Below are 20,246 nucleotides of genomic sequence, written 5' to 3' on the forward strand. Positions count from 1 at the left end.
CAAGTCTGAAAGGAGCGATAACATGGCAACAGTTTCAGGAATTAGGGTGTGGGGAAACGTTTCTCTTGCCCAAGACACAGAGATTAAAACCGGAACTAATGACAACATCGTTGTTACTGTCAACGGAACGGATTACCCCATCACATTAAACGTAGGGGAGTATAAGACCAGCCATACGCATGTAACCTCCGAACTGGTTCAGCATATCGCAAGTAGATTAACGGCGGCAGGATGCCCTGTTTACGCCAAGGTGGGCGGTATCCACGACGATAACCCAAGAACGGTACTTGTCATTGAAGCAGTAGATCATGGGGAAAACGTAACAATGGCGGTGTCCGGTAATGGCGCTACTGCCTTTATAGGAGACGAGCCGTACCAAGTCCAGCCGCCCGTTTCGGCTTCTGAACCTACTTTAGGGGCGATTAACTTAACCTCAAGGATACAAGCCAAGAAGACCTAAAAGACCCTTGCGGGGTCTTTTTTATTTTACCGCACCTTTTTACATAGATAGCTTGACTACTGAGAGTGTAAGGCAAAACAAACAACCGAAACGGAGCTAGGGAAACATGAAAACAGTAAAATTCAACCCTAATACGCAGAAGCGTACTTCTCAACGAGCGATGGTACTGAACGCACTTCGTAACGCAGGTTCTAAAGGGTTGGCTAACTATGAACTGCACGAAATCAGCCAGCGTTGGGCGGCACGTCTCCAAGAACTGTACAAGCAAGGCTACAAAATTCGTGTTGACAACTTGGGTGACGGTATTTACAGCTACACTTTGGTCGAAGAACCCACTGTTGTCTTGCCGAGACCTGACCGTGCTCAAGATGTTTTGACTCGTGAGATTGAAGGTAAGTTCGGTGGTTCTGTGACAACTGCTCAACTCATTTACATCCTGCAATCTAACAAGCTTCAAGTTGGACGTAAAGCGGGAACATTCAGCGTATAAAATCGTAGACACTGTGCGGAACAAAAGAAGACGACGGAACGGTGGAGTATTGTCCTATGGATTTTCCATCCACTTCTGAACTGATTATGTATCTAGAGAAAGGGGCGACAAGCTATGAGGATTACAACAGAACAATACGCTGAAATCATCGCAGGTAAGGTTGCTCACACGGCAAAGAACATCGCTAAGAATGGCGGTCGGCAAAAGGAAGCCGATTCTGATGTAGCCGCCGCAATGATTATCACCTTCGCTCAAGAGATGATGCAAGTCATGAATCAAGTTGAGCAGATGAACGGTAAAACAGCTATTTTACACTAGCAGGACACTCTTGAGTGATTCCCCATTGTAAAAGATTCTGCTTTCCGTGGGCGGCAACATCACGAGAACATCAAGGTATATCACAGACAAGTAGAAAATAGTGCTGTACAACTTCTACGACAGATGGGGGTAGATGAAGTGATATCAAAAGTTTCAAGTATTGTTTGGTCTAACTTGGTAACCGGCCTTAAAGATAAATTTCTGGAAGAGTTCGAGAAACTCAAAGCAACTTGCGAGTTCCGTCTCAGGGTGATTACAAAAATAATTGATTCCAAGACTGAGGGAGGTCGTAATGTTTAATCGTTACGCTGTCGGTGGGCGGCTAGACCCACCCTACTACCCTACAAAACCTCACCCTCACTTTGTGGGCAGAGCCATCTCGATTCCTGCCAAGGCGAACGGGGATCGGGTTTTAAAGGATACCTTTACAATGTCTCATGATCTTGAGTTCTATGCGGTATCTATCAGAACAAACATGAACACAGTCGAAGACTACTGGAATTTAACTGTGGACGGAAAGGTGCTCGCGAGGAACATCCACTGCAAGAATTATGAAGAAGGCTTGTACTTTCAGGTAGCGCATCCGGTGGTGGCAGGTAAAGAGTTCCTGTTTGAGTACCACACACCACATGGAGACGGAAAGAATCTTGAGCTGATGTTCCACTTCCTTACGGAGCCTGACGTTAACCTTGTACTCACCGGAACAACTGAATTAGGCAACTACCCTGACCCGCCCGAAGAACCAGCTGAAGACCAACAACCACCGGACGCACCGGAAAGTGGTATACAGCTTCCTGTTACATGGCAACCGTTTACTTCCGTTGCTGAAGCTGAGAAGTGGGCAAGTAACTTGGGAGTGTCAGTAAACTTCGCCAAAAAGATTGACGCTGCTAACTATGTGACAGAAGCGTTAGCGTTACTCCTGAATACCTGCGGTGGTTTCGCTGACATGATTCAGAAGCATAAGCTAACAATTCAGATTGAGAACGGTAATGGTGCAAATGGATACTTTGACCCTTCCTCTGGAAAGGTTGTCGTAAGTAAGACGTATGACTACGCCAACGCTGATGTCATCGCTCAAATGGAATACGATACCGGACAGAAGTCTTCTCCTAATAAACTGAGGACTGTCATTCATGAGATTGGGCACTGGCTTCATTATCACAACATTGGAGCACAACAGTTCTATACGTACTCTGCCCTTGACCCTGACAATTACGGAGCGAAGACAATCCTGACCAATGCGGAATCGGCGTATATAGCGAACCACCTTTGCAACTACGCGACCAAGTGGTTTCCTATTGAGTTGATTCCTGAAACATTCACCGCCAAGATAACCGGAGTACCTATTGATGCGAAGATATGGGAGTGGTACGAGCAGTACGGTGGATTCAAATGTGAGGGGTGGTAACTCTGTGCCAACGCGTGTTTTATAAAACTACCTTCAAAGACGGGCATTACACCTCTGTTAAGAAGGCACAAACTTCACTAAGTCCGTCTTACGTTGCCTTGCCTGTCTGAGTGAAACTCCTTTATATAGAAGAAACTCAATCAGTCACGTATACGAAAGAAATGGAATTGACGGCAATTGAGAGGGGATTTTTGTAATGGATATTACAGTTCCTTGCATTTTCTGCAAGCACTTTAATAGGGACGAACGGGAGAAGATGACCTGTGCAGCTTACCCTAATGGAATACCTAGAGATATTCAGGAATTAAAAGTAATTCACACTGAGCCTTACCCCGCCGACAACGGAATCAAGTACGAACCATTAAGTGATAAGCATGATTACTTCAAATACTTTAAGGGAGAGATTCGACAATGAAAAAAGTAGTTGGAGCGTTATTGACAGGTTTGGGGATTGGGGCGGTAGGAGCAGTCGGGTTTGCAGGAGCAGCAGCAATTATTATTATTACTATTCTACTTAAACCTTTGTTTGCTCTCTTGGTAGGTTGGGTTATCGGGTTCGGGTTAAAAGTCATTGCGGGTTCATTCGTGGCTGGTACGTTGAGTACGATTTTCCACACAGTAATTGCCGCTTCCGCTTTGCCGCAAATCTTCGCCGGTATTGCTTTGCTGGCTTCCTTCATTAAACCTTCCCGCAATGTAACCGTCGAGAGCACAAATAAGTAAAAAGTTTAAAGCTAGATTTGAAACCTGAAGAGAGGACATCGTAACTCCTCCTGATTATAAGCTGACTACTATAGAGAGGTGACATGAATGATCGGATTCTTAAACAAGTGCCCCCACTGTGGGGCACGTTCTTCTTTTACACCTGAAGAGATGGAATGTGATAAGGCGTTGGTGCTGTGGTGCAGTCACTGTGGAAACTTCATCAATCAGACATTTACTATCGAGACTGTCCGCAGGTGGTGGGTACGATACGACGAAGGTGAGGAATCTATCGTTCCTCCGGTCAGCAAGTATAACCTTCAGAAACTCATAGAGATTGAACAGATGCTGAATGAGCAAGGTGAATGGATGGAGAGCATTGAGATTCACATTAAAGACTTTAAAGACTACCAGTATACAGACGAAGAGGGTGACATTAATCATGAAGATTCAGATAACAGCTAAGTTTTTCCTTGACAACGGCGAAGTTAAGAGGGTCGATTGGTTCGAGATTGACCCTAAGCTCAAAGGTAAGATTGTCGAGGATGGTGTAAACAAGCCTGTGGAAATAATCCTCAAGGCAGCTAAGGATGTACAGGATGAATACAAGAAAATATTCCGCAAGTATCAAAAGGACGGTGAAGTATTCGCCGTAGAAAACATCTTGGGTGAGGTATCAGGCATTCCCTTTACAAAGGTGACGTACTGGACATTAAAAGCAGAAGAGGTGAAAGAGGGTACAACCGAGCCTACCCATAACGCAACTATCTAATAGTAGCTTGGATAGATTCGAATCCTGCCTCTTACCTACGACCATCGCTACATTAACCCTGTGAAACCAAAGCAGGAAGTCGTGGTTAACTACTAGAGTTCATAGGCGAAGCTTTGATAACCCGCGTTGATCAGATCTTTGGATTCATTGAAAAAGAGGGTGAGTATTCACTTAAACTTATAATGCAATGAGAGACCTTCGGGTCTCTTTTTTGCAACGGAGCGGGAGGAAGTCGCATAATCAATCGCAACCACCGACTAGTATGAAACGACCACTATAGAGAAAGTAAACAAACAACGGAGGTAACAACAATGACAAAACCAATTTCCTTTAACCCTTTCGGTTTCCCTGTAGTGCCTAGCATGGCCGATGGTGACCTTCTTGCCCTCATCCAGAAAGCCGCCTGCTATGACGAGACGGTCAAGTTAAATAAGGACTTATTGAACCGTGTCAAGGAATTAGAAAGCACTTTAGCTGAACAAACGCTAGAGTCAGAGGAAACGTTTGTAGTCCCTTCATTCCCGCAGGGTTTTGAATACTTCGGAAATGCCGGAGAACTTACCGACGAAGAGATTCAGCATGGTCTGGTTTCTGCCGCACAGGAAGAATTGGAAGCAGGTAAGTTCCACTTCATCGGAGCAGGAGATTCAGCCATCATTCGTATGCACGATGGAGATCGTATCATCACCGTCGTAGCTCAAGGGTACTATGAGCACCAAGAAATCCTCCCTGAACAAAACACTACCGCTAACGGTTGCGATGATCCCGACTGTATCTGCCAAATCTATAAGTTCGCTTCTACCATCTAGGGCACAAAGACCCTCAAGCGAAAGAAGGTAAAAACTGATGATGGACAAACACGAAAACGCAAGGATTCAGGGCAATAGCCCACTGTTAATATCTGATGTGGCTTCTTTGATTAAAGCAGGAGAGCTGGACAAGTCCATCCCATTTATGGCTTATAACCGAGCCACACGCCGTGCCACTGAGAAGCAAGCAATGAAGATGATTCGTCGCTCGAAGGCCTAGGTCTATGCGAAAAAAATGCAGGCACGCCCTGAATGGTGTTATTTTAATAACTGACTCTATATCGAACTTCAGATTATGACTTCGTGTTTTGGCGAGAAGTTAAATGAAAGTCATCAATCAACACAAGGGCACACGGCCTTGTGACATTTCATATCACGTAGCCCGCACCTTATAACGTACATGGAACGACAATTATAGAGAACTCAAAACAAATGCCGGGATACCTTAAATGCACATTACTAGGAGGGATAAAATGGGAAGAACTTATGTTTACACTCTTGGAGTTGTAGTAGAGCAAGTAGAGATGATTGAGAGTGCTATCAGGAATATGAAGCAAGCCATGCGGCATGTATCGCCCGCCACGGTAGACGTAATTCGCAGAAACAAGAATCAGCTTGAAGCATTGTTAGAACGTATCATGAACGCTGATGTATCTTCCAGCTCTGGGCTTCAGGCTTTAATTGAAGGTAACACTCAGTGTCTTCAGGACTGCTTCTCGGCAGACTACACTAACCGTCTCAGCACGATTAGGAGGACAAGACGATGAAAATTAAGTTCAGTGACGTTTATGGAATCCTTCAGAACAACAGGAAGGCTGTTTCTGATATGGGACTGGATTATACCAATGTGCTTGAAGGGGAGGCCAAGTGCCTTATCTCTGCCGAACTAGATGCCCTGAAAGAAAGCTATGGAGACTTGTACAATTCGGACATCAAATTGAATGAAGATATCGACGCTATCAGGGAAAAAGCTAACTCCTGTTTTGCCTGCTTAAACCTAATCTAAAGGAATATATCAGTCTGACTTCTTTGAAAACAAGCCACGCAACTACGCTAAACCAACCTCTTCCAACGATCGGGATAACTTGTAAGAAATTAGAGACCTTCGGGTCTCTTTTTCTTTCGCATCTTTCTCCCTACATAACTCTACTACTGAGAGTAAAGGGAGTGTGATATAGATGAATATTGACCACAGAATAGCCGCAGGTTTGCTACTTAAAGAAGTTCCTGAGAAACATATGAAGGAGATTCACTTCCAAGCTAACGGAAAGAGTATTTTCCTGAGTTCCATCACTGAAGAGAAATTGGTCTCTGAAGATAAGTTCGATATGTTCCAGCACTGGATTGAAGAGACAGTAATCAACCTGCCTTCCTACGAGACCCTGTTGAAAGTTCTTGAAACTGAAGGGGACGTTGTCTAATGACAACTAACGTAAGAGGCATGACGGACAACGAGTTCGTGACCGCCCACCAAAACCTTGTACACAGCGTATGTCAGCGGTACGTGACTTTACTTGAGGGGATTAAACATTCTTCCGGTGCTGATTACGAAGACCTATTGCAAGTGGGCTTGATGGGTCTCCTGAAGTCAAGAGACAGGTTCAACACTGAGTTGGGGTTTCATTTCTCCACCTATGCTGTGCCTATGATTATCGGGGAGATTCGCATATTCCTCCGGGACAATAACAAGGTAAAGACTTCACGGTGGATTAAGGAACAGTATCCAAGATTCTGTAAGCTGGAGTTGTATGATGAGGATGCTTCAACCGTAGCCGCCGCTCTTGATATTTTTGAGAAGCAGGCCAAGATTCTGCTGGAATACAAACCGCAGCTCCGGTCACTCAGCGAGGTTCTATTTAATGATTCTTCAGGCAACGTGGAAGTAACCTTGCTGGACGCACTAAAGAGCGACTACGACCTCGAGCAAGATGTAGTCAACCACTTAATCGTTAAGGACTTCCTGGATATCCTGACTGAGCGTGAACGTAAAATCTGGTTCGAGTACCACCACAGCGGCAATAAGCAGTCTACTCTATCCATACGCTATGGGGTTTCGCAGGTACAAATTAGTAGGATATTGGAAAAAATAGAGAAGAAAGCGGTGCGCTTCGGAAGAATGAAGGGCTACGCTACGAAGTAAAGGAGGTATGTTTATCTCCCTGAACAAGGTCACTTTCAATCTCTATGGCAGGGAGGTCTCGCTGACTGAAGCATTGTCACTGTAAAAGGAGAGCTGGAGACACGAGCACATTCTCTATTAAACCATAAGTCTGTGATGTGGGATATGGATAGCAGCAAGACCTAAGGGGTTAGTCCTTATACTATTCTAGCAATGATTCAGGATGAGACGGGTACTACCTTCAGGGCGAGGTAACGTAAAACGGGGAACGTACAATACTAATATCTGTCAAAAGTAAACAAAGCACTGGTGACAATCAAGAGGTAATTACACATGATATGTTACTAGCCCATAGCGAATCGCCTATATTGGTCAGTAATACACCGAGAAAGGAAGTTATCGCTATGGCTAATAAGCACTTGAAAGATATAATCCGAGAGACCACAGAGGTCTTGAAGGATGAATCCCACCAGAACGAAGCGCTTCATGAGATTCACCCAAATGATGTTGAGCGTGTTCTGCGGAGAGGTCTCGATACTATTCTGGAAAATTTGGTTCAAGGCAACAAAATTTATCTTATCAATTCCTTTAATCTCGAACCCAAGGACTATGACGCAAAGCATGTCAAGAATCCTCAGACCGGAGAGCCGATGATCATTGAACCATATCGAGCAATCCTTATCAAACCGTCTGACTCTGCAAAGAAACGACTTAAGATCGGCAAGAAAACCTATCCGCTGAAGTAATAGAAAGACCCCGAGAGGGGTCTTTTCTTTTTGACGCATCTCCTGCCATACATAGCGCGACTACTAGAGTATGAAGCAAATAACGCGGTGTAATACCGTAAGGAGATGGGATAAATGAGTATTGTTAATACCCACAAGAAAATCGAGACAATGGATGACGCTGCGTACAAAGCGTTAATGGAGGTAACCGGCTTCGCAGAACCTCAAGGACCGAAATTGAAGTGGGGCGATTTCAAGAAAACTCTTAAAGTCAACGATGATGGTGTCGTGGTTACAGCAGATGGTGAGGTAGTGAACTTCTTGAAAGCTGTACAAGAAGACAGACAGTTCGAGGTGAAGTACTAGTGCTGAGTCTCAACTACCTAAATCTTAGGCAAGACAATCTGAAGGATATGCACAATATAGAACTCCTGAAAGCATGTAAAGAAGATAGAGAACTCATGGGCGAGTTCTTGAAAGCTAATAGAGACTTTATCTTCTCTATCATTAAACACTTTAAAGGGAATGTCGAGGAACTTGTGTCAAAGTTTCGTATCACCGAGGACGAACTGTACCAACACGCATGTATCGGCATACTCACATCTATTAGAGACTTTGACTTTGATAGGGGCATCAAGTTTACGACATTTGTCGTGCGCCCCATCCTTTGGGAAATCAATCAGCTTCTTTATAGTGATTCTCAGTCTGTCCGGTTAAGTCGTGGTGCAGTTGACCTCATTAAGAGGATGGCCGAGATTGAGGAATCTCTTGGGTATCGACCCGCTGAGGATGAAATGTCCCAACTGCTTAAGGTGACTGTCGAACGCTATCGAGAGATTGCGATGTTCAGTGATGAACTTGAGCACTACGATGGAATTGATAACTTTGAGTTCGCCAACAAGGACGAGAGAAGTATTGAAGAAGAAGTTACCAATCGTCTTTATGTAAAGCAATTACTGGAAGACCCTATGTTCACGGATTTCGAGAAGAAGGTCATGTGTTTAGTCTTGGAGGACGCGAGCAACAACAATACACAGATTGCAGAACGTCTTAACGTTTACCCGATGACGATTAACCGTACCTTGGCTCGAATTAGAAGTAAAATCGAGAGCCGTAAGTCTAACGTAAAAGAAGAGAAAACCAAGATTCCTTCCAAGTATGAACGGGAGATATCCATTATCGCTCAGGAAACCAAGGAGCGTAATGAGAACCTCTGCATCGAAGATATCACGGAACTGCTTGAGATGTGTGGATACGACCCCGCCACCTACTCAACAAGGGTTCTCTATTACATCCGTCAGAAAGCCATTCAAAAAGGTGCTTAAATTAATAAGCGAACTGCTTGAACAACTGCATTGAGCTGAACATGAGGTAAGTGACACGAAGGATGCTTCACTTGGTCTCACTTTGGACTGTAATACGGTGTACTGAATATGTAAAACGCCGCTCAGGATGCGGATGCAATCATTGCTTATCATCAAGTGCTGGCGATTAAACTTCTAATAGAAAGGGGAACGACTATGAAAGAACGAGACTATCATGGCTGGAACATTGAGGTATACGACAACCAAGCTTTTCTTATAGGCGCTAACTTCAACACTAACAACCATATGGGCAAGAGAAGTATCTATGTGTGTTTGCACTTCGGTAAATGGACAGTAACTATCGGAAAGTTCTATAAGTTCCCGAATAATTACGGTGACGAATGAACCTGACTCTTTATTACAGCAACGACTGTGGTCACTGCCGCCGCTTACAGAAGACTCTTGACAAGATTGCACAGGAACGACAGAAGGTCGACATTTCCAGGATTGAGTATGATCCTTCCATTCACACGGAAGTTAAGTTCATCCCGACAGTGGTTGTAAGCTACGAAGAGAGAGAACTAGGGCGTTTCAGCAGTGCTCTAACAAAGAAGACCATCGACGCTTGGCTAGACCAATTAGAAGAATACATAAAATTTTACTTGGGGTAATAAAACATGTTTGTTTGAAAGAGGTACTAGCGTTGGCATCCAGATAAATTCCTATATAGTGTAAGAAGTAATGTGATAGATTCACTTAAGTGCACCGTGAACTTAAAATGCTTGCATTAAAAGTCTTGATACTCAAGGCTTTTTTTCTCATGCACACGTATGTCTAGGAGTATTCTTCCTATTCGAGAAAATTTTTCGAGTATTTTACTAACTTTCTCCTTACATTATCAGCAGTCGAGCCATCTAAGTTAAAGGATGCATCTAGTGCGTACAAAAAGTTCAAATGCGCACAAACCTGCCTATATTGTTACATGAGGTGGTCATATTGAAATGCGGTTGCGGAAGGTTTATTACGCAGAATGCAAAGGCTCTAGCCACTATCTATGAGACGGAAGACAGTAAATGTATCCATTGTCTATCGGATGCCTTGAATGTTCCTTATCAAGAGTTAGTGGATAGGTACATGGGAATTTACGAGTGTCGACCTTGTGCTCAAGATAAGAAGAAAGCGGAGATACGGAGAAAATTACTTGGACTAGGGGGATAACAATGAAATATCTGAGATCAGGTTTTACCGACACGTCGGTGAAGAACTTGAATGTACTATTATATAATAATTTGCATATCGGATCTGAAGCCGTCGATATTAGGTTGCTTGATAGAGCGATTGACTTCGACAAGACGAATGAAGATAACTTTTGTATTCTACTGAACGGTGATCCAATCAAGAGATTCGCTAATGACCCTTACAAGGAATTGGTTCGAGAAGTGAAGCGTTGGCTGTTAACTCTTTCCGGTAAGAAGTCGAACAAAGGGACTGACGTAAAGTGGATTCGCTAATCAAGTGCATGAAGTGCGAGTTCAGGTACGTCACAGATAAAGCAAGGGAGAACTTTGTTGCCGAAGGGCTTCAAGGAGAGCCCCTGCTTTGTCTCCATTGTATCGGTAATATTACGGGAAAAGTCATGAACCGGTATGGTTACTTGGTCTTGCTTGAAGAGTTAGATGATTCCAACCAACGGATGCAAGTTCTACCAAAAACACTCACTGGATGTAGACCATGTATGAAGAAGAGAGGGGCATCCAGAAACTAAAGACAAAGCCACAGGCAACTTACGCCGTGGCTCTGTTTCTTTTGGTATAAACATAGAACAGTATTCCGCAATCCTCCAAAGCCTGTAATGATACGACAACTGTTTTCCTGCTCTGTTTAGTCAGCTTTACGATGTCATCTTGCAACGGGAACTCCGTCCTGCCATCGCTCAGAAGTTTCATCACCGCAAGGTATGTGGTGATAGCCGAAGCATTCAACCCTCTCTCAAATAGGTCAGCCGCCAGCCAATAACTCTCATTTTCTACGTCCTTTACCACGCCGTATGTGCTTGCTCTCATGGAATCTCACTACCTCTCATTTTGTTGGTAGAGACATTATTCACAAGATTAGTAGATTATATACGTGTTTATATATTTCTTTTTATACAATATACGGAATTAAATAGATGCATACTGCATGTTATGTCTGAAGTGTACGGTTTACCATTCAGTCTGAAGTGTACAGTTTACCATTCAGATTCCCTATGAAGTGTAAAAAGTGCATTTGTTGTGAGTTTCTGTATTGTAAAGTTTACACCGAATAAAGAGATATAAAAGATTAAGAGATAAAAAGATAAAAGATAAAAGAGATATAAAGTAATAAACATAGAGAAGGTTTAGTGAAAATACTCACTGAGTAAAACTATGGTGAAGCGTGGCGTTACCCTGCCGGTCACGCTATTTGTTTTTATAAGCCTTCGTTAAAGCGAGGCTCCACCTACCTATAATGAACGTACAGCAGGTAAATACGACCTACTTTAAGTTCAAAAAGGTCTTCACCCTATAATGACCTGTGACAAAGATAGAAAGGTGGTGAGAAAGTCACAGTAACGCTCCTGGACGGAGTGTCTGATCTAAGTCTGGTCAGAAATTAGTTGATGACTTTTACTTGGGTTGAATGATTACATATCACAATGAGGGGAGCATTTTAACAATGGTAGGAACAACAAACAAACGGAAGAGGGCTGCTGAATCCCCTTCAGAAACGAAGAAAGAAGCCAAGCTAAAAGTACTAGCTAAGGCCCCTAAAGCCCCTGAAGTAAAGACTGATACGGTTAGTGTGGATGGATTGGAGGGCGATGTGGTTGCAGAGTTTACCCAACAACTTTCAAATTCCGGTCAGTTCATTTATAACGCTCAAGAAGAAGATACCATCTTGATTGTCGAGAACTTGGGCTTCGGGGATATCTATGTCAGTGACAAGCCGAATCTCCGAGTGGGCAATGAAGATCAACGTGTGCTTTTCAAGGAGCAAAAGGCTTTCAAGACTCGGAAGTTATTTATGACTTCAGGTAGCCAGCCTGTGGTATCCATTATCGAAATCAAGTAAAGAAGCATGGTTGGGATGGATGGTCATCGATAGCACGCACACCCTCTACTTGGCTGCTAAAGACCCTATGGGCAGTGGTTGATTTGGGCGACAACATCCATGAATCCAACGTCAGGAGCACTCCTGAGAGGATGAAAAACAACCGTTTAGGTAGATTTTGCCCCGTCTCCGTGTTCGCAGACAATCTTAATGAGTCCATTTTCGATGGTGGACAACGCAGTACGCAGGGCGGTTAAAAATATACCTATCTCAACTTATATTGGTATATGAAGCATTCATAAGAGGATGTGATGATATGGGAAAGATCAACGTCTCTGATGTTTACGCCTATATTCATTCCACGCTTCGTCAAGACCCTGAGATTTTTGCCATGCTGGGGCTGGAGGCAGACGCTTCTCTGGAAGATTTGGCAACGAAGATCCAGAAGAGAAAGAAGCCGCAGGGCTTAGTTCAGCACAACTTGCCCTTGGTTACGTTCTACAAAAATCCCGGCGCAAGAGGCGAGAATTACCATGAGTATAGGTTCATCGTTGATTTCGATATCTATACACAGGATGACGTGGAACTGGCAGTGAACATCGCTGACCGCATTTGCCAAATTTTCGACGATCAATACTTTTGGATGCCGAAAGGAAGTGTGTTCAAAGGTGAGTATGTCACAAGTGCTGAAGACGACATCGACCTAGAGAACACCTACAAGTATTTCACCCAAATATGCTTCACTATTGGGATAGATAAATATAAGGAGGTTTTCTGAATGAGTAAGGTTACTAAGAACAAAAAAATGTTGATTAAGGGCGCTGGTAAGTTTATGGCGAAAATCCCGAACTGTGACGACCTCGTTACAATCGGTACGTTGAACAACATGCGTCTGGATATTCAGCTGGACATGCAGGACATTGAGGGCGGTGACTCCAGCGTAGCACTGGATACGTTGCTGCGTAAGAAGACAATCGATATCACAGCGGAATCCGCTAAGTTCGACCTTAACCTGGTACGTTTGGCTACTGGCTCGAAACTCCGTGAAGGTGTTTCTGGTTCTGCGTACAGCATGGTCACTGAGACCTTTGTAGTCCCTTCCGCTTCTCCGTTTCAAGCGAAACTTACTCAAGTCGCTCTTGCTTCTCCATCACCTAAGTCTTTCGAGGGTGCTGTGGGCGGCGCTGACTTGAGTACAGACGTTACGGTCACTGGTCAGGATGTCGTATTTGATATGGCGCTTGCAGGTAAGACTGTTGTCATCGTTTACGCTGCGGCACTGGCTGGAATCACACCAGACCCTGACGGCTTCGTGTGGGTGCTGGAAGAAAAGCACACGGTTAAACAGAACGGCTCAGACTTTACTGTTGATCTTGTGTACGGAGCATCCCTGAACGTTGACCCTCAGATTTCTGTTCGTACTCTGCAAGGTAACAAATTGCTTAAGAAAACGACTAGCTCTACTCCTACGGAAGACCAGTACGTAGTAAGTGGTGGCATTCTGAAGTTCAACTCGGCCCTCAAAGACGTAAACATTTACGTCAACTACAAACGGAACGAAGTTGTGGATATCCTCGATATCACAACCAAAGACATGCCGTTGACAGTACATGTTGTTCACGATGGTCAGTTCGAGCAGAAGGACGGTACGATCCAAGCTTTTCAAACCGAGTTGTTTCAATGCCGCGTGAAGTCCAACTTCACTCTCGACGCACAACGTCAACAAGCGTCCACGCATAGCGTAACGCTGACAGTAATCGACCCTGAACGTCCGGATGGTAAGCTTGGTTCTATCAAGCGTTACGAAGTCGGTTCTGTATCTGCGGAAGAATGCTAATCACTAGACTCCCTTCGGGGAGTCTTTTTACATACCTAATGTTAGAGTCTAGGCTGACTTACTTAGAATGTTCTATGAGTTGATTGCAGGGACTTCCCCCGCCCTGTAGTCAATTTGATTCACTTTTTTTGGGGGAGAAATATAAAGGGGGCTATTCAAATGAGTGAACGAGATTTAGTTATTCCAAAAGCTGGAGGCATCGCTGAAGAAGTGGCCAGTCAAGTAGAAGATCAGACTCCACAGGGAACGGCTGAAGAAGAGAAGAAGCCACTAACCCAAGATGAAGCTGACATTCGTGAAAAAGTATTCTTCGAGACAGATGAACAGGTTCGTTTACGTGATGGTAAGACGTATTACATCCCACCACTAGGGTTGCTTGATGCTCGAAAGTTGATGAAGAGACTCAATACGATTGATTCCGGTGTAATCATCGCTAACCTTATCCCTGAAGATGAGGAAGATAGATTTGAGGAGTTGCTTGAGGTACTCCTGGTGGCATTTAAGCCATATTACAAACACATGACGGTCGAGCATCTTGGCGAGTACGTTGATTTGGAGACGGCTAAACAGATTATCGATTGCATGATTGGTCTCAATGGGCTAAAAAAGTCCATGTAACCACTCAGGAAGAGGAAGAAGACTATGACAGTCAGCCGCCTGTCGATTGGGCTAACATCTTCTTCAAACTGGCCCACTACTGCCACTTGAAAAAGCATGATGTGTGGCAGTTAACCTTACCTCAGTTAGGTTACTACTTGGAACAATGCAACGAACACATTCAGTTTACAATCAAGGTTTCTACCATGTCGCTTGGCGGTCTGTTCGGAGGAAGCGTTCCTGCTGGTGATTCAACCAGTGAAGAGGAAGTAACAACTGACGGTAAATACATGAATGGTTATAAAGTAGCCGATGCGGAAGACATGAATTTCCTTGCACAGCTATTATAAATCCTCCTGCTCTGCTTCCTTCTAGGGAGGGGCAGGAGTTTTATTTTATGAGGGTGGTGAGACTATGAACAACAAAATCCAAACGGACGTAATTTTAGAGTTGCAGAAATCCATAGATCATATGGCTCGATATGGGCAGGAGATGGAAACTCTCGATTCTCGTTTTGGTAGATTGGAGCAGCGGATTGACGCAATGCGTTCGTCTCTGTCCGGTTTGCAATCGCAGGTATCACGTGAGTCTGGAAGCAATCTCCGTCAGTCGTTGACAAATGAACTCAACAATCTCATCGCAGGGAACGGGATTGTTCTTGAACAGTTAGGTTCGGCTGGGCTCCGTGTTAAACCTGAGACTCTTCAAGGTATCTTGCGCAAAGTAGAAAATGAAATCAACGAAGAGTTGCGGACGTATGTTCGTAACATACATATTGAAATCGCCCCTAACTACGTTAGCGGACAGAAGCTTCCTATCGGTAAAGATGGCTTTAACGAGATTAATAAAGAAGTAGCCAAGGTCATCAAACTACAAATTCGAAACCTTGTCAGTACGATCCAGAAGCAAAAATCCAATCAGGTTAAATCGGAAACTCTTGACAGTTTACAGATTACGATTGGCAAGGAAACGGTTATGGCTTTCGTCAATAAAATCAAACAAAAGATTGTGAATATGCTTCAGAACCCTGACGTAGCTGATGCCGGTGACATGAAAATTTCCAAGGCAGATCTGAACAAGGTAATCAAGGAAGCTAAGGAAAAATTGTTGAAAGCACTGGATGTTGAAATTCCCGACATGAGCGGAATGGAAGTTGCGGACAAAGTAAAGAGAATCCCTAACGAAATCGAACAAAGCCTGAATGAATACGTCAACAAAACTGTTGCAGGCATTAACACTGCAATGGCGGGCAAGATGCAGATTCCATTAGGCGACCTGAGCAAGAAGGTCAAGAAGATTCTTGCTCAGGAACTTGACACTACGGTGGACAAGCTGGAAGCGCTCGGTACAGTCGATTTAGGCTCTATTCGCGGCGCTGGATTGAAGGCTCAATTTGAACGAGTGGCGAAGGCTCTTGATAAGAAAATGAGCAACAATGTTCAGGAAGAGATTGAGCAATTAACAAAGGCCATACAAGATGTGGAAATCACTCCTGAGCCTAAGTTGAAGCATCATCTTGTGAATCAGATTAACCGCATCAACAATGCATTAATTAACAAAATCCGTGAGCAATTTGACGTTCAGATGCAGTCGATCATCCAAGAGATTAATAAGGTTCAATCCGGACCAGGTGGACTTAACAGTGATACTCAGATTCGGAATACAGGAGGACTTGGCCTTTCTACACCTCGTCCTGGTTCGTCTTCTTCTGACAGTCTCAACGACGGTGGAGGAACTGCATCCAAAGGAAGCAGTAGTAGTGAAAAGGCTAGTGGGTCGGGAGCGGTTAACGCCGAAGCTGTACAAGGGGCAATCATCAACATCATGCGTCAAAGAATTTCGGGAGCCTTCGATAATGTTCTAATGATGGCGATGTCTAAAGGGGTTGAGGCATTTAAGAATATTCAACCTGAAAAGCTTAAAATGATGCAGAACTTGAAGCAGAAGGACAAATACAACCAGGACAAAGACGGCAACCCGCTTGAAAGGACGAACATGGCTGGCGTGGAGAGTACGGTCAGCGATCTGCAAAACTTTATCAGACAGCAGTCTATGTTTTACGGCACAGATTACAAACAGCTTTATCAAGTAGGCGGCATGGCTTCTGGTTTGCTTGATGACCCTGTAGAGATGAAGGAGTTTGTCCGCGTAACTGCACAGTTGAATGCACTAGCCCCTGGAAGTAATCCTGTCAATATCGCCAATGGTCTCGCGTCAACGAAGGCTAAGTTTGGACTTGGGGTGGCTGATCTGGAGGATAGAATCGCACAACCTTTGGCGGTTGTATCCGACGTGACAAAAGCAAGTATTGAGCAAATTATGGATGCGCTGAAAAGTTCAAGTTCCAAAGTTGACCCTGAAACGGCAATCGTTATGGCGGGTACGACTCTCCAAGGAACTGCACTTGAAGGAGGGAAAGTTGATAATTTCTACAACTCCATCCTGAATAGATTACAGTCCCCTAATGCACTGAACAAGATGGATAAATCACAGGTTGATTCATACTACGGCGACGACAGTGCAGAAGTAGCCAACAGACTTCAATCTCCTGAAGCTATGAAAAAATTGCAGGAACTGGGTCTCGCGAAAGTTGATGACACAGGAGCAAAGATTCTTGTTCCAGCGGAGGAATTATTTAAGTCCATTGCCGAGAAGTTGTCCGGTGCAGACAGCCCTACCGTCCGCAATACCAACGATGCTTTGTTTGGTACGTACCAATCTTCCAAAGGTGCGGCTACAATGCACGAGATTATGAACACGTTTGTTAAGACCATGGAAGTTAGTGGAAACTTTGATAAATCTAAATATGAGAACATGGTTAAGTCATCTGTAGACAACCCACTCGTCAACACTAAACGGGCAGGGCAAGGCATAACTATTGCCTTTGATGCTCTTGTTCAGGAGATGACCCCTACCATCAATAAAGTGTCCTACGCACTTATGAACATGGCGGAACACGTAACGAAGAATGCCCAATTGTTCGTCACCTTAGGAGACGTGTTATCTAACGTATTGCTTGGGATGATGCTGCTTAAGGGGATCAAGTGGGGAGCTGGGAAGGTTGATGCTGCCTTTAGACCAAACTTTCAGAGAGAGACTGCACGTACTGCATTCCTGAAGAACGTATCAGGCATGGATGTTGATGATTCTATCAAGAAAATGAGCCGTAAGCAGGTCGGAGAGATGCAGAAAGACCCATTGCTCGGTGGATATTTAAGTGATCTGAACGGATTGACGGACAAGCAACGTAAGCACTATGAGAACTACCTGACTTCTAATAAGGTAGAAGTTAAAGATTTGCAGACTCTATTTAGCACGATGGACGAAGCTAAAAATTGGCAGCCAGGCAAGGAGTTGACGAATGCTGAAAAATTCGACCGGACGAAGCAGTATCACAATCGCCTAAGTACCCGAGCTGAACTGGCTTCGGTCATTACCCCTAGCCTCCTGACCACCCTGAACAGCAGCACCGCCAATCAAGGAGTGTTTAATACTCATAGAGCAAGCGATAGCAATTACTTGGATTTGTCCAATAGGATGTCCCAAATGTCACAAGGAGATTTCCAGGGATTTGAAGACCACTTGGTGGACAGACAGCGAAACGGCTTACCTCCGATTGACGATATCCAAAAGCTGAGTACTGCGATGGATGATTACGAGAAGACCCAGCGGGAAGCCGCTGCTTCTGCTCGACAAGCATCTCCTGCCTTCGGAGATCTGTCCAATGCTGTACGAGGCATGAACTCCTCAATGTCTTCTACGGCGTCCCTCAAGAATGGGTTCAAGCAGTTCTTGAAGGATATTCCTGATTTGGGCAAGGGAGCTCTGGTTTCTGTTAAGAATTTAGCGGGAGGTTTCGCTAAGATGGCGCTGGAGATTGCCGGGGCAATCGGTCTCGCTCAAGCGGCTAAAGGATTGGCAGAGTCTTACATGTCAACAGATGACGAAAGGTTACTTGCTCAGGCTGACGACCGTGACAACGACCTGAAAGGCATGGCTAACAAGATTAACGCGAATGCTGAAGGCGGTTGGAGTTGGGCTCTGAATGAGGCTACAGGGTTTTACTACTCCACAATGAACGGGATATCGTCATTAACCAATGGAACTCCATCCAACTTCGGCTTATATGAAGGCGACGCCATGCTGGACGAGATGATGAATTATTTCAATTTCTCGGGAAGTCGTGAAGACTTTTCAAAATATCTCAAACAACGGGAAGCCGTCGGCGGACAGACAGTAGAGGAAGCCGTTGCTGAGTTTAATGCAAAGTCTGGACGTGCTGCTGAAACAGAAAAGATGCGACAAAAAGCGATTAGCAAGCAGTACGAAGCAACAAAGCTTAAAGAGGCAGAGGATAAGAGAATTCAAAAGAATGCGGAGAAGGATTATGACGACAAGTACAAGGAAGGTGCAGCCCAGTTCTCTTCCATCGACTCTGGCTCTGTTCTAAGCCGTGTCTCTGACCGTATCAATGAGATTAAAGACACCAGCCAAATTAACACGCTTCGTGCGCTCATGGGCGGAATGAAGACTGATTCCGACGAATACATTGCACTTCGTAAGAAGCAGTCTGAATCCATGCGACAAGTATTGAATGAAGAACTGGCTATCATTGACAAGTATATTGCCAACGCCAAGGCTGTTATGGACAACGCTGCCCCTGGGTCGCAAGAGTACACCGATGCTAAAGCGGCTTACGATAACCTTACTTCGACAAGAGATAAAGTGGAATCCGAAGGAAACGCTGTTATTATGCCGGAAGAGTTGAACTCAAAACAAGAAACGTATCAAAGTCGGGTTCGTAAGGTTAACACCAGCTTGTCTCGCATTGACCTTATTGCTCAAGCCAAGGAACTGGCGGCGGCGTACAACATGGACACTCAGTCTCAAGAATATTTGGACATCATGAAGAAGATTACACTGAGTAAGCTATCTCAGATGAAAAATGAGTTGGCGAATCTACAAGCCATCCAAGCCGACGGAGATCTCACCGATGACCAAGCAATGCAGGTTTTACAGCTTCGGAATACAATCGCCAATGAGCAAGCGCGTATTAAGGAGTACAATCTTGCTTCCATCGGAATTGGCAGGGCTAAGATACAGGACAACAGTTCTGACCGTGAGAATGATTTACTGGAACTCAAGTTACGGACTGGTAACCCTGACGACTCCTCGCCTATGCTTCGTAACAAGCGGATTGCCAATGCCAAGCAAGAGGTATCTGAAATCAATCAAGTCATTGCCGATCTGAGAGCTAAACTTCCTTCGGCGGGAGCGGACGAAACGACTAAGATTAACGCCGAAATCCGAGACTTGCAAAAGCAATCTTTACAGACTCAGTTGGGTATCCTGGATGAAATGAAATCCACAGCGGGAACGTTTAACATGCCTAATGGAGTAAGTGCTATGAGCCGCTACGAGTACCTTACCCGTGGCAACACTCACAACACGACAACCATTGGTACAGGGGATGTCACCGTCAACATCACGCTTCCTAACATCACCAACGGTATGACAAACCGCCAATTGCAACAAGTCGGACAATCCATTGGACAAGGCTTGTCTGTCGGCCGGGTAGGAAACCTTCGTAGCCAACAGGCTATGAATCCTAGCAACTATAGAAGTTAGCG

At 44.5% G+C, this 20,246-nt stretch carries 26 protein-coding genes; 25 read left to right on the forward strand and 1 reads right to left on the reverse strand.

The features are described from left to right. Positions 1-22: 22 nt before the first annotated feature. From ACR8BL_RS00690 to ACR8BL_RS00780, 19 genes are all read left to right on the forward strand, one after another. A complete protein-coding gene (locus ACR8BL_RS00690; RefSeq protein ID WP_434750821.1) occupies positions 23-460 on the forward strand; it encodes a hypothetical protein in 438 nt (145 codons plus the stop codon). Positions 461-566: 106 nt separating this feature from the next. Continuing rightward, a complete protein-coding gene (locus tag ACR8BL_RS00695) occupies positions 567-950 on the forward strand; it encodes a hypothetical protein (RefSeq protein ID WP_434750822.1) in 384 nt (127 codons plus the stop codon). A gap of 114 nt (positions 951-1,064) precedes the next feature. Beyond that, positions 1,065-1,268 carry a hypothetical protein gene (locus tag ACR8BL_RS00700; RefSeq protein ID WP_434750823.1) on the forward strand — a complete coding sequence of 68 codons (204 nt, stop codon included), beginning with the start codon at positions 1,065-1,067 and terminating at the stop codon, positions 1,266-1,268. A 475-nt stretch (positions 1,269-1,743) separates the two neighbouring features. Further along, complete coding sequence (locus tag ACR8BL_RS00705) at positions 1,744-2,679, forward strand: hypothetical protein (protein WP_434758306.1); 936 nt, start codon at positions 1,744-1,746, stop codon at positions 2,677-2,679. A 196-nt stretch (positions 2,680-2,875) separates the two neighbouring features. Continuing rightward, positions 2,876-3,094: a hypothetical protein gene (locus ACR8BL_RS00710; protein ID WP_434750825.1), complete on the forward strand. Its 219-nt coding sequence runs from the start codon at positions 2,876-2,878 to the stop codon at positions 3,092-3,094. Further along, the gene (locus ACR8BL_RS00715) at positions 3,091-3,402 is read left to right on the forward strand and encodes a hypothetical protein (RefSeq protein ID WP_434750826.1); all 312 of its coding nucleotides are present in this window, start codon (positions 3,091-3,093) and stop codon (positions 3,400-3,402) included. The genes ACR8BL_RS00710 and ACR8BL_RS00715 overlap by 4 nt, the downstream gene beginning before the upstream one ends. Positions 3,403-3,489: 87 nt before the next feature. Continuing rightward, positions 3,490-3,846, forward strand: coding sequence for a hypothetical protein (locus ACR8BL_RS00720; RefSeq protein WP_434750827.1), 357 nt, complete (start codon positions 3,490-3,492; stop codon positions 3,844-3,846). Then, on the forward strand, positions 3,824-4,153 hold the full coding sequence (locus ACR8BL_RS00725) for a hypothetical protein (RefSeq protein WP_434750828.1): 330 nt from the start codon (positions 3,824-3,826) through the stop codon (positions 4,151-4,153). Before ACR8BL_RS00720 ends, ACR8BL_RS00725 begins: the two co-directional genes overlap by 23 nt. A gap of 311 nt (positions 4,154-4,464) precedes the next feature. After that, positions 4,465-4,962, forward strand: coding sequence for a hypothetical protein (locus tag ACR8BL_RS00730; protein ID WP_434750829.1), 498 nt, complete (start codon positions 4,465-4,467; stop codon positions 4,960-4,962). Between the two features lie 37 nt (positions 4,963-4,999). Beyond that, positions 5,000-5,182 carry a hypothetical protein gene (locus tag ACR8BL_RS00735; RefSeq protein ID WP_434750830.1) on the forward strand — a complete coding sequence of 61 codons (183 nt, stop codon included), beginning with the start codon at positions 5,000-5,002 and terminating at the stop codon, positions 5,180-5,182. A 253-nt stretch (positions 5,183-5,435) separates the two neighbouring features. After that, positions 5,436-5,729, forward strand: coding sequence for a hypothetical protein (locus ACR8BL_RS00740; protein WP_434758307.1), 294 nt, complete (start codon positions 5,436-5,438; stop codon positions 5,727-5,729). After that, positions 5,726-5,968, forward strand: coding sequence for a hypothetical protein (locus tag ACR8BL_RS00745; RefSeq protein ID WP_434750832.1), 243 nt, complete (start codon positions 5,726-5,728; stop codon positions 5,966-5,968). The genes ACR8BL_RS00740 and ACR8BL_RS00745 overlap by 4 nt, the downstream gene beginning before the upstream one ends. Before the next feature lie 172 nt (positions 5,969-6,140). Further along, positions 6,141-6,383 (forward strand): hypothetical protein, encoded by a 243-nt coding sequence (locus tag ACR8BL_RS00750; protein WP_434750833.1) that lies wholly within the window; start codon positions 6,141-6,143, stop codon positions 6,381-6,383. Further along, on the forward strand, positions 6,383-7,102 hold the full coding sequence (locus tag ACR8BL_RS00755) for a sigma-70 family RNA polymerase sigma factor (protein WP_434750834.1): 720 nt from the start codon (positions 6,383-6,385) through the stop codon (positions 7,100-7,102). Before ACR8BL_RS00750 ends, ACR8BL_RS00755 begins: the two co-directional genes overlap by 1 nt. Before the next feature lie 383 nt (positions 7,103-7,485). Continuing rightward, positions 7,486-7,827 carry an HU family DNA-binding protein gene (locus ACR8BL_RS00760; protein ID WP_434750835.1) on the forward strand — a complete coding sequence of 114 codons (342 nt, stop codon included), beginning with the start codon at positions 7,486-7,488 and terminating at the stop codon, positions 7,825-7,827. 114 nt (positions 7,828-7,941) lie between these two features. Next, positions 7,942-8,172, forward strand: a complete 231-nt coding sequence (locus ACR8BL_RS00765; RefSeq protein WP_434750836.1) for a hypothetical protein — start codon at positions 7,942-7,944, stop codon at positions 8,170-8,172. A gap of 173 nt (positions 8,173-8,345) precedes the next feature. Continuing rightward, positions 8,346-9,131 carry a sigma-70 family RNA polymerase sigma factor gene (locus tag ACR8BL_RS00770; protein ID WP_434750837.1) on the forward strand — a complete coding sequence of 262 codons (786 nt, stop codon included), beginning with the start codon at positions 8,346-8,348 and terminating at the stop codon, positions 9,129-9,131. Positions 9,132-9,511: 380 nt separating this feature from the next. Further along, a complete protein-coding gene (locus ACR8BL_RS00775) occupies positions 9,512-9,781 on the forward strand; it encodes a thioredoxin family protein (RefSeq protein ID WP_434750838.1) in 270 nt (89 codons plus the stop codon). 549 nt (positions 9,782-10,330) lie between these two features. Then, the gene (locus tag ACR8BL_RS00780) at positions 10,331-10,621 is read left to right on the forward strand and encodes a hypothetical protein (RefSeq protein ID WP_434750839.1); all 291 of its coding nucleotides are present in this window, start codon (positions 10,331-10,333) and stop codon (positions 10,619-10,621) included. Between the two features lie 273 nt (positions 10,622-10,894). Here ACR8BL_RS00780 and ACR8BL_RS00785 read toward each other — a convergent pair whose 3' ends face one another. Further along, positions 10,895-11,173, reverse strand: a complete 279-nt coding sequence (locus tag ACR8BL_RS00785; RefSeq protein ID WP_434750840.1) for a helix-turn-helix domain-containing protein — start codon at positions 11,171-11,173, stop codon at positions 10,895-10,897. A gap of 634 nt (positions 11,174-11,807) precedes the next feature. On the opposite strand from ACR8BL_RS00785, the gene ACR8BL_RS00790 reads away from it, so the two are divergent. From ACR8BL_RS00790 to ACR8BL_RS00815, 6 genes are all read left to right on the forward strand, one after another. After that, complete coding sequence (locus ACR8BL_RS00790; RefSeq protein ID WP_434750841.1) at positions 11,808-12,203, forward strand: hypothetical protein; 396 nt, start codon at positions 11,808-11,810, stop codon at positions 12,201-12,203. 295 nt (positions 12,204-12,498) lie between these two features. Then, on the forward strand, positions 12,499-12,960 hold the full coding sequence (locus ACR8BL_RS00795) for a hypothetical protein (RefSeq protein WP_434750842.1): 462 nt from the start codon (positions 12,499-12,501) through the stop codon (positions 12,958-12,960). After that, positions 12,961-14,019, forward strand: coding sequence for a hypothetical protein (locus ACR8BL_RS00800; RefSeq protein WP_434750843.1), 1,059 nt, complete (start codon positions 12,961-12,963; stop codon positions 14,017-14,019). A 159-nt stretch (positions 14,020-14,178) separates the two neighbouring features. Then, positions 14,179-14,637, forward strand: a complete 459-nt coding sequence (locus ACR8BL_RS00805; RefSeq protein ID WP_434750844.1) for a DNA polymerase III subunit gamma/tau — start codon at positions 14,179-14,181, stop codon at positions 14,635-14,637. Beyond that, the gene (locus ACR8BL_RS00810) at positions 14,598-14,966 is read left to right on the forward strand and encodes a hypothetical protein (RefSeq protein WP_434750845.1); all 369 of its coding nucleotides are present in this window, start codon (positions 14,598-14,600) and stop codon (positions 14,964-14,966) included. Before ACR8BL_RS00805 ends, ACR8BL_RS00810 begins: the two co-directional genes overlap by 40 nt. A gap of 64 nt (positions 14,967-15,030) precedes the next feature. Next, on the forward strand, positions 15,031-20,244 hold the full coding sequence (locus ACR8BL_RS00815) for a hypothetical protein (protein WP_434756517.1): 5,214 nt from the start codon (positions 15,031-15,033) through the stop codon (positions 20,242-20,244). The last annotated feature ends 2 nt before the right edge of the window (positions 20,245-20,246 follow it).

It is taken from the genome of Paenibacillus amylolyticus (genome assembly GCF_051136285.1).
Classification (GTDB): Bacteria; Bacillota; Bacilli; order Paenibacillales; family Paenibacillaceae; genus Paenibacillus; species Paenibacillus amylolyticus_F.

Coding starts and splice junctions, on each gene's coding strand:
- ACR8BL_RS00760 (WP_434750835.1), top strand. CDS start 7,486: ATGGCTAATAAGCACTTGAAAGATATAATCCGAGAGACCACAGAGGTC.
- ACR8BL_RS00785 (WP_434750840.1), bottom strand. CDS start 11,173: ATGAGAGCAAGCACATACGGCGTGGTAAAGGACGTAGAAAATGAGAGT.
- ACR8BL_RS00720 (WP_434750827.1), top strand. CDS start 3,490: ATGATCGGATTCTTAAACAAGTGCCCCCACTGTGGGGCACGTTCTTCT.
- ACR8BL_RS00750 (WP_434750833.1), top strand. CDS start 6,141: ATGAATATTGACCACAGAATAGCCGCAGGTTTGCTACTTAAAGAAGTT.
- ACR8BL_RS00735 (WP_434750830.1), top strand. CDS start 5,000: ATGATGGACAAACACGAAAACGCAAGGATTCAGGGCAATAGCCCACTG.
- ACR8BL_RS00705 (WP_434758306.1), top strand. CDS start 1,744: ATGAACACAGTCGAAGACTACTGGAATTTAACTGTGGACGGAAAGGTG.
- ACR8BL_RS00790 (WP_434750841.1), top strand. CDS start 11,808: ATGGTAGGAACAACAAACAAACGGAAGAGGGCTGCTGAATCCCCTTCA.
- ACR8BL_RS00775 (WP_434750838.1), top strand. CDS start 9,512: ATGAACCTGACTCTTTATTACAGCAACGACTGTGGTCACTGCCGCCGC.
- ACR8BL_RS00730 (WP_434750829.1), top strand. CDS start 4,465: ATGACAAAACCAATTTCCTTTAACCCTTTCGGTTTCCCTGTAGTGCCT.
- ACR8BL_RS00690 (WP_434750821.1), top strand. CDS start 23: ATGGCAACAGTTTCAGGAATTAGGGTGTGGGGAAACGTTTCTCTTGCC.
- ACR8BL_RS00710 (WP_434750825.1), top strand. CDS start 2,876: ATGGATATTACAGTTCCTTGCATTTTCTGCAAGCACTTTAATAGGGAC.
- ACR8BL_RS00725 (WP_434750828.1), top strand. CDS start 3,824: ATGAAGATTCAGATAACAGCTAAGTTTTTCCTTGACAACGGCGAAGTT.
- ACR8BL_RS00815 (WP_434756517.1), top strand. CDS start 15,031: ATGAACAACAAAATCCAAACGGACGTAATTTTAGAGTTGCAGAAATCC.
- ACR8BL_RS00805 (WP_434750844.1), top strand. CDS start 14,179: ATGAGTGAACGAGATTTAGTTATTCCAAAAGCTGGAGGCATCGCTGAA.
- ACR8BL_RS00780 (WP_434750839.1), top strand. CDS start 10,331: ATGAAATATCTGAGATCAGGTTTTACCGACACGTCGGTGAAGAACTTG.
- ACR8BL_RS00745 (WP_434750832.1), top strand. CDS start 5,726: ATGAAAATTAAGTTCAGTGACGTTTATGGAATCCTTCAGAACAACAGG.
- ACR8BL_RS00740 (WP_434758307.1), top strand. CDS start 5,436: ATGGGAAGAACTTATGTTTACACTCTTGGAGTTGTAGTAGAGCAAGTA.
- ACR8BL_RS00700 (WP_434750823.1), top strand. CDS start 1,065: ATGAGGATTACAACAGAACAATACGCTGAAATCATCGCAGGTAAGGTT.
- ACR8BL_RS00795 (WP_434750842.1), top strand. CDS start 12,499: ATGGGAAAGATCAACGTCTCTGATGTTTACGCCTATATTCATTCCACG.
- ACR8BL_RS00765 (WP_434750836.1), top strand. CDS start 7,942: ATGAGTATTGTTAATACCCACAAGAAAATCGAGACAATGGATGACGCT.
- ACR8BL_RS00695 (WP_434750822.1), top strand. CDS start 567: ATGAAAACAGTAAAATTCAACCCTAATACGCAGAAGCGTACTTCTCAA.
- ACR8BL_RS00715 (WP_434750826.1), top strand. CDS start 3,091: ATGAAAAAAGTAGTTGGAGCGTTATTGACAGGTTTGGGGATTGGGGCG.
- ACR8BL_RS00800 (WP_434750843.1), top strand. CDS start 12,961: ATGAGTAAGGTTACTAAGAACAAAAAAATGTTGATTAAGGGCGCTGGT.
- ACR8BL_RS00755 (WP_434750834.1), top strand. CDS start 6,383: ATGACAACTAACGTAAGAGGCATGACGGACAACGAGTTCGTGACCGCC.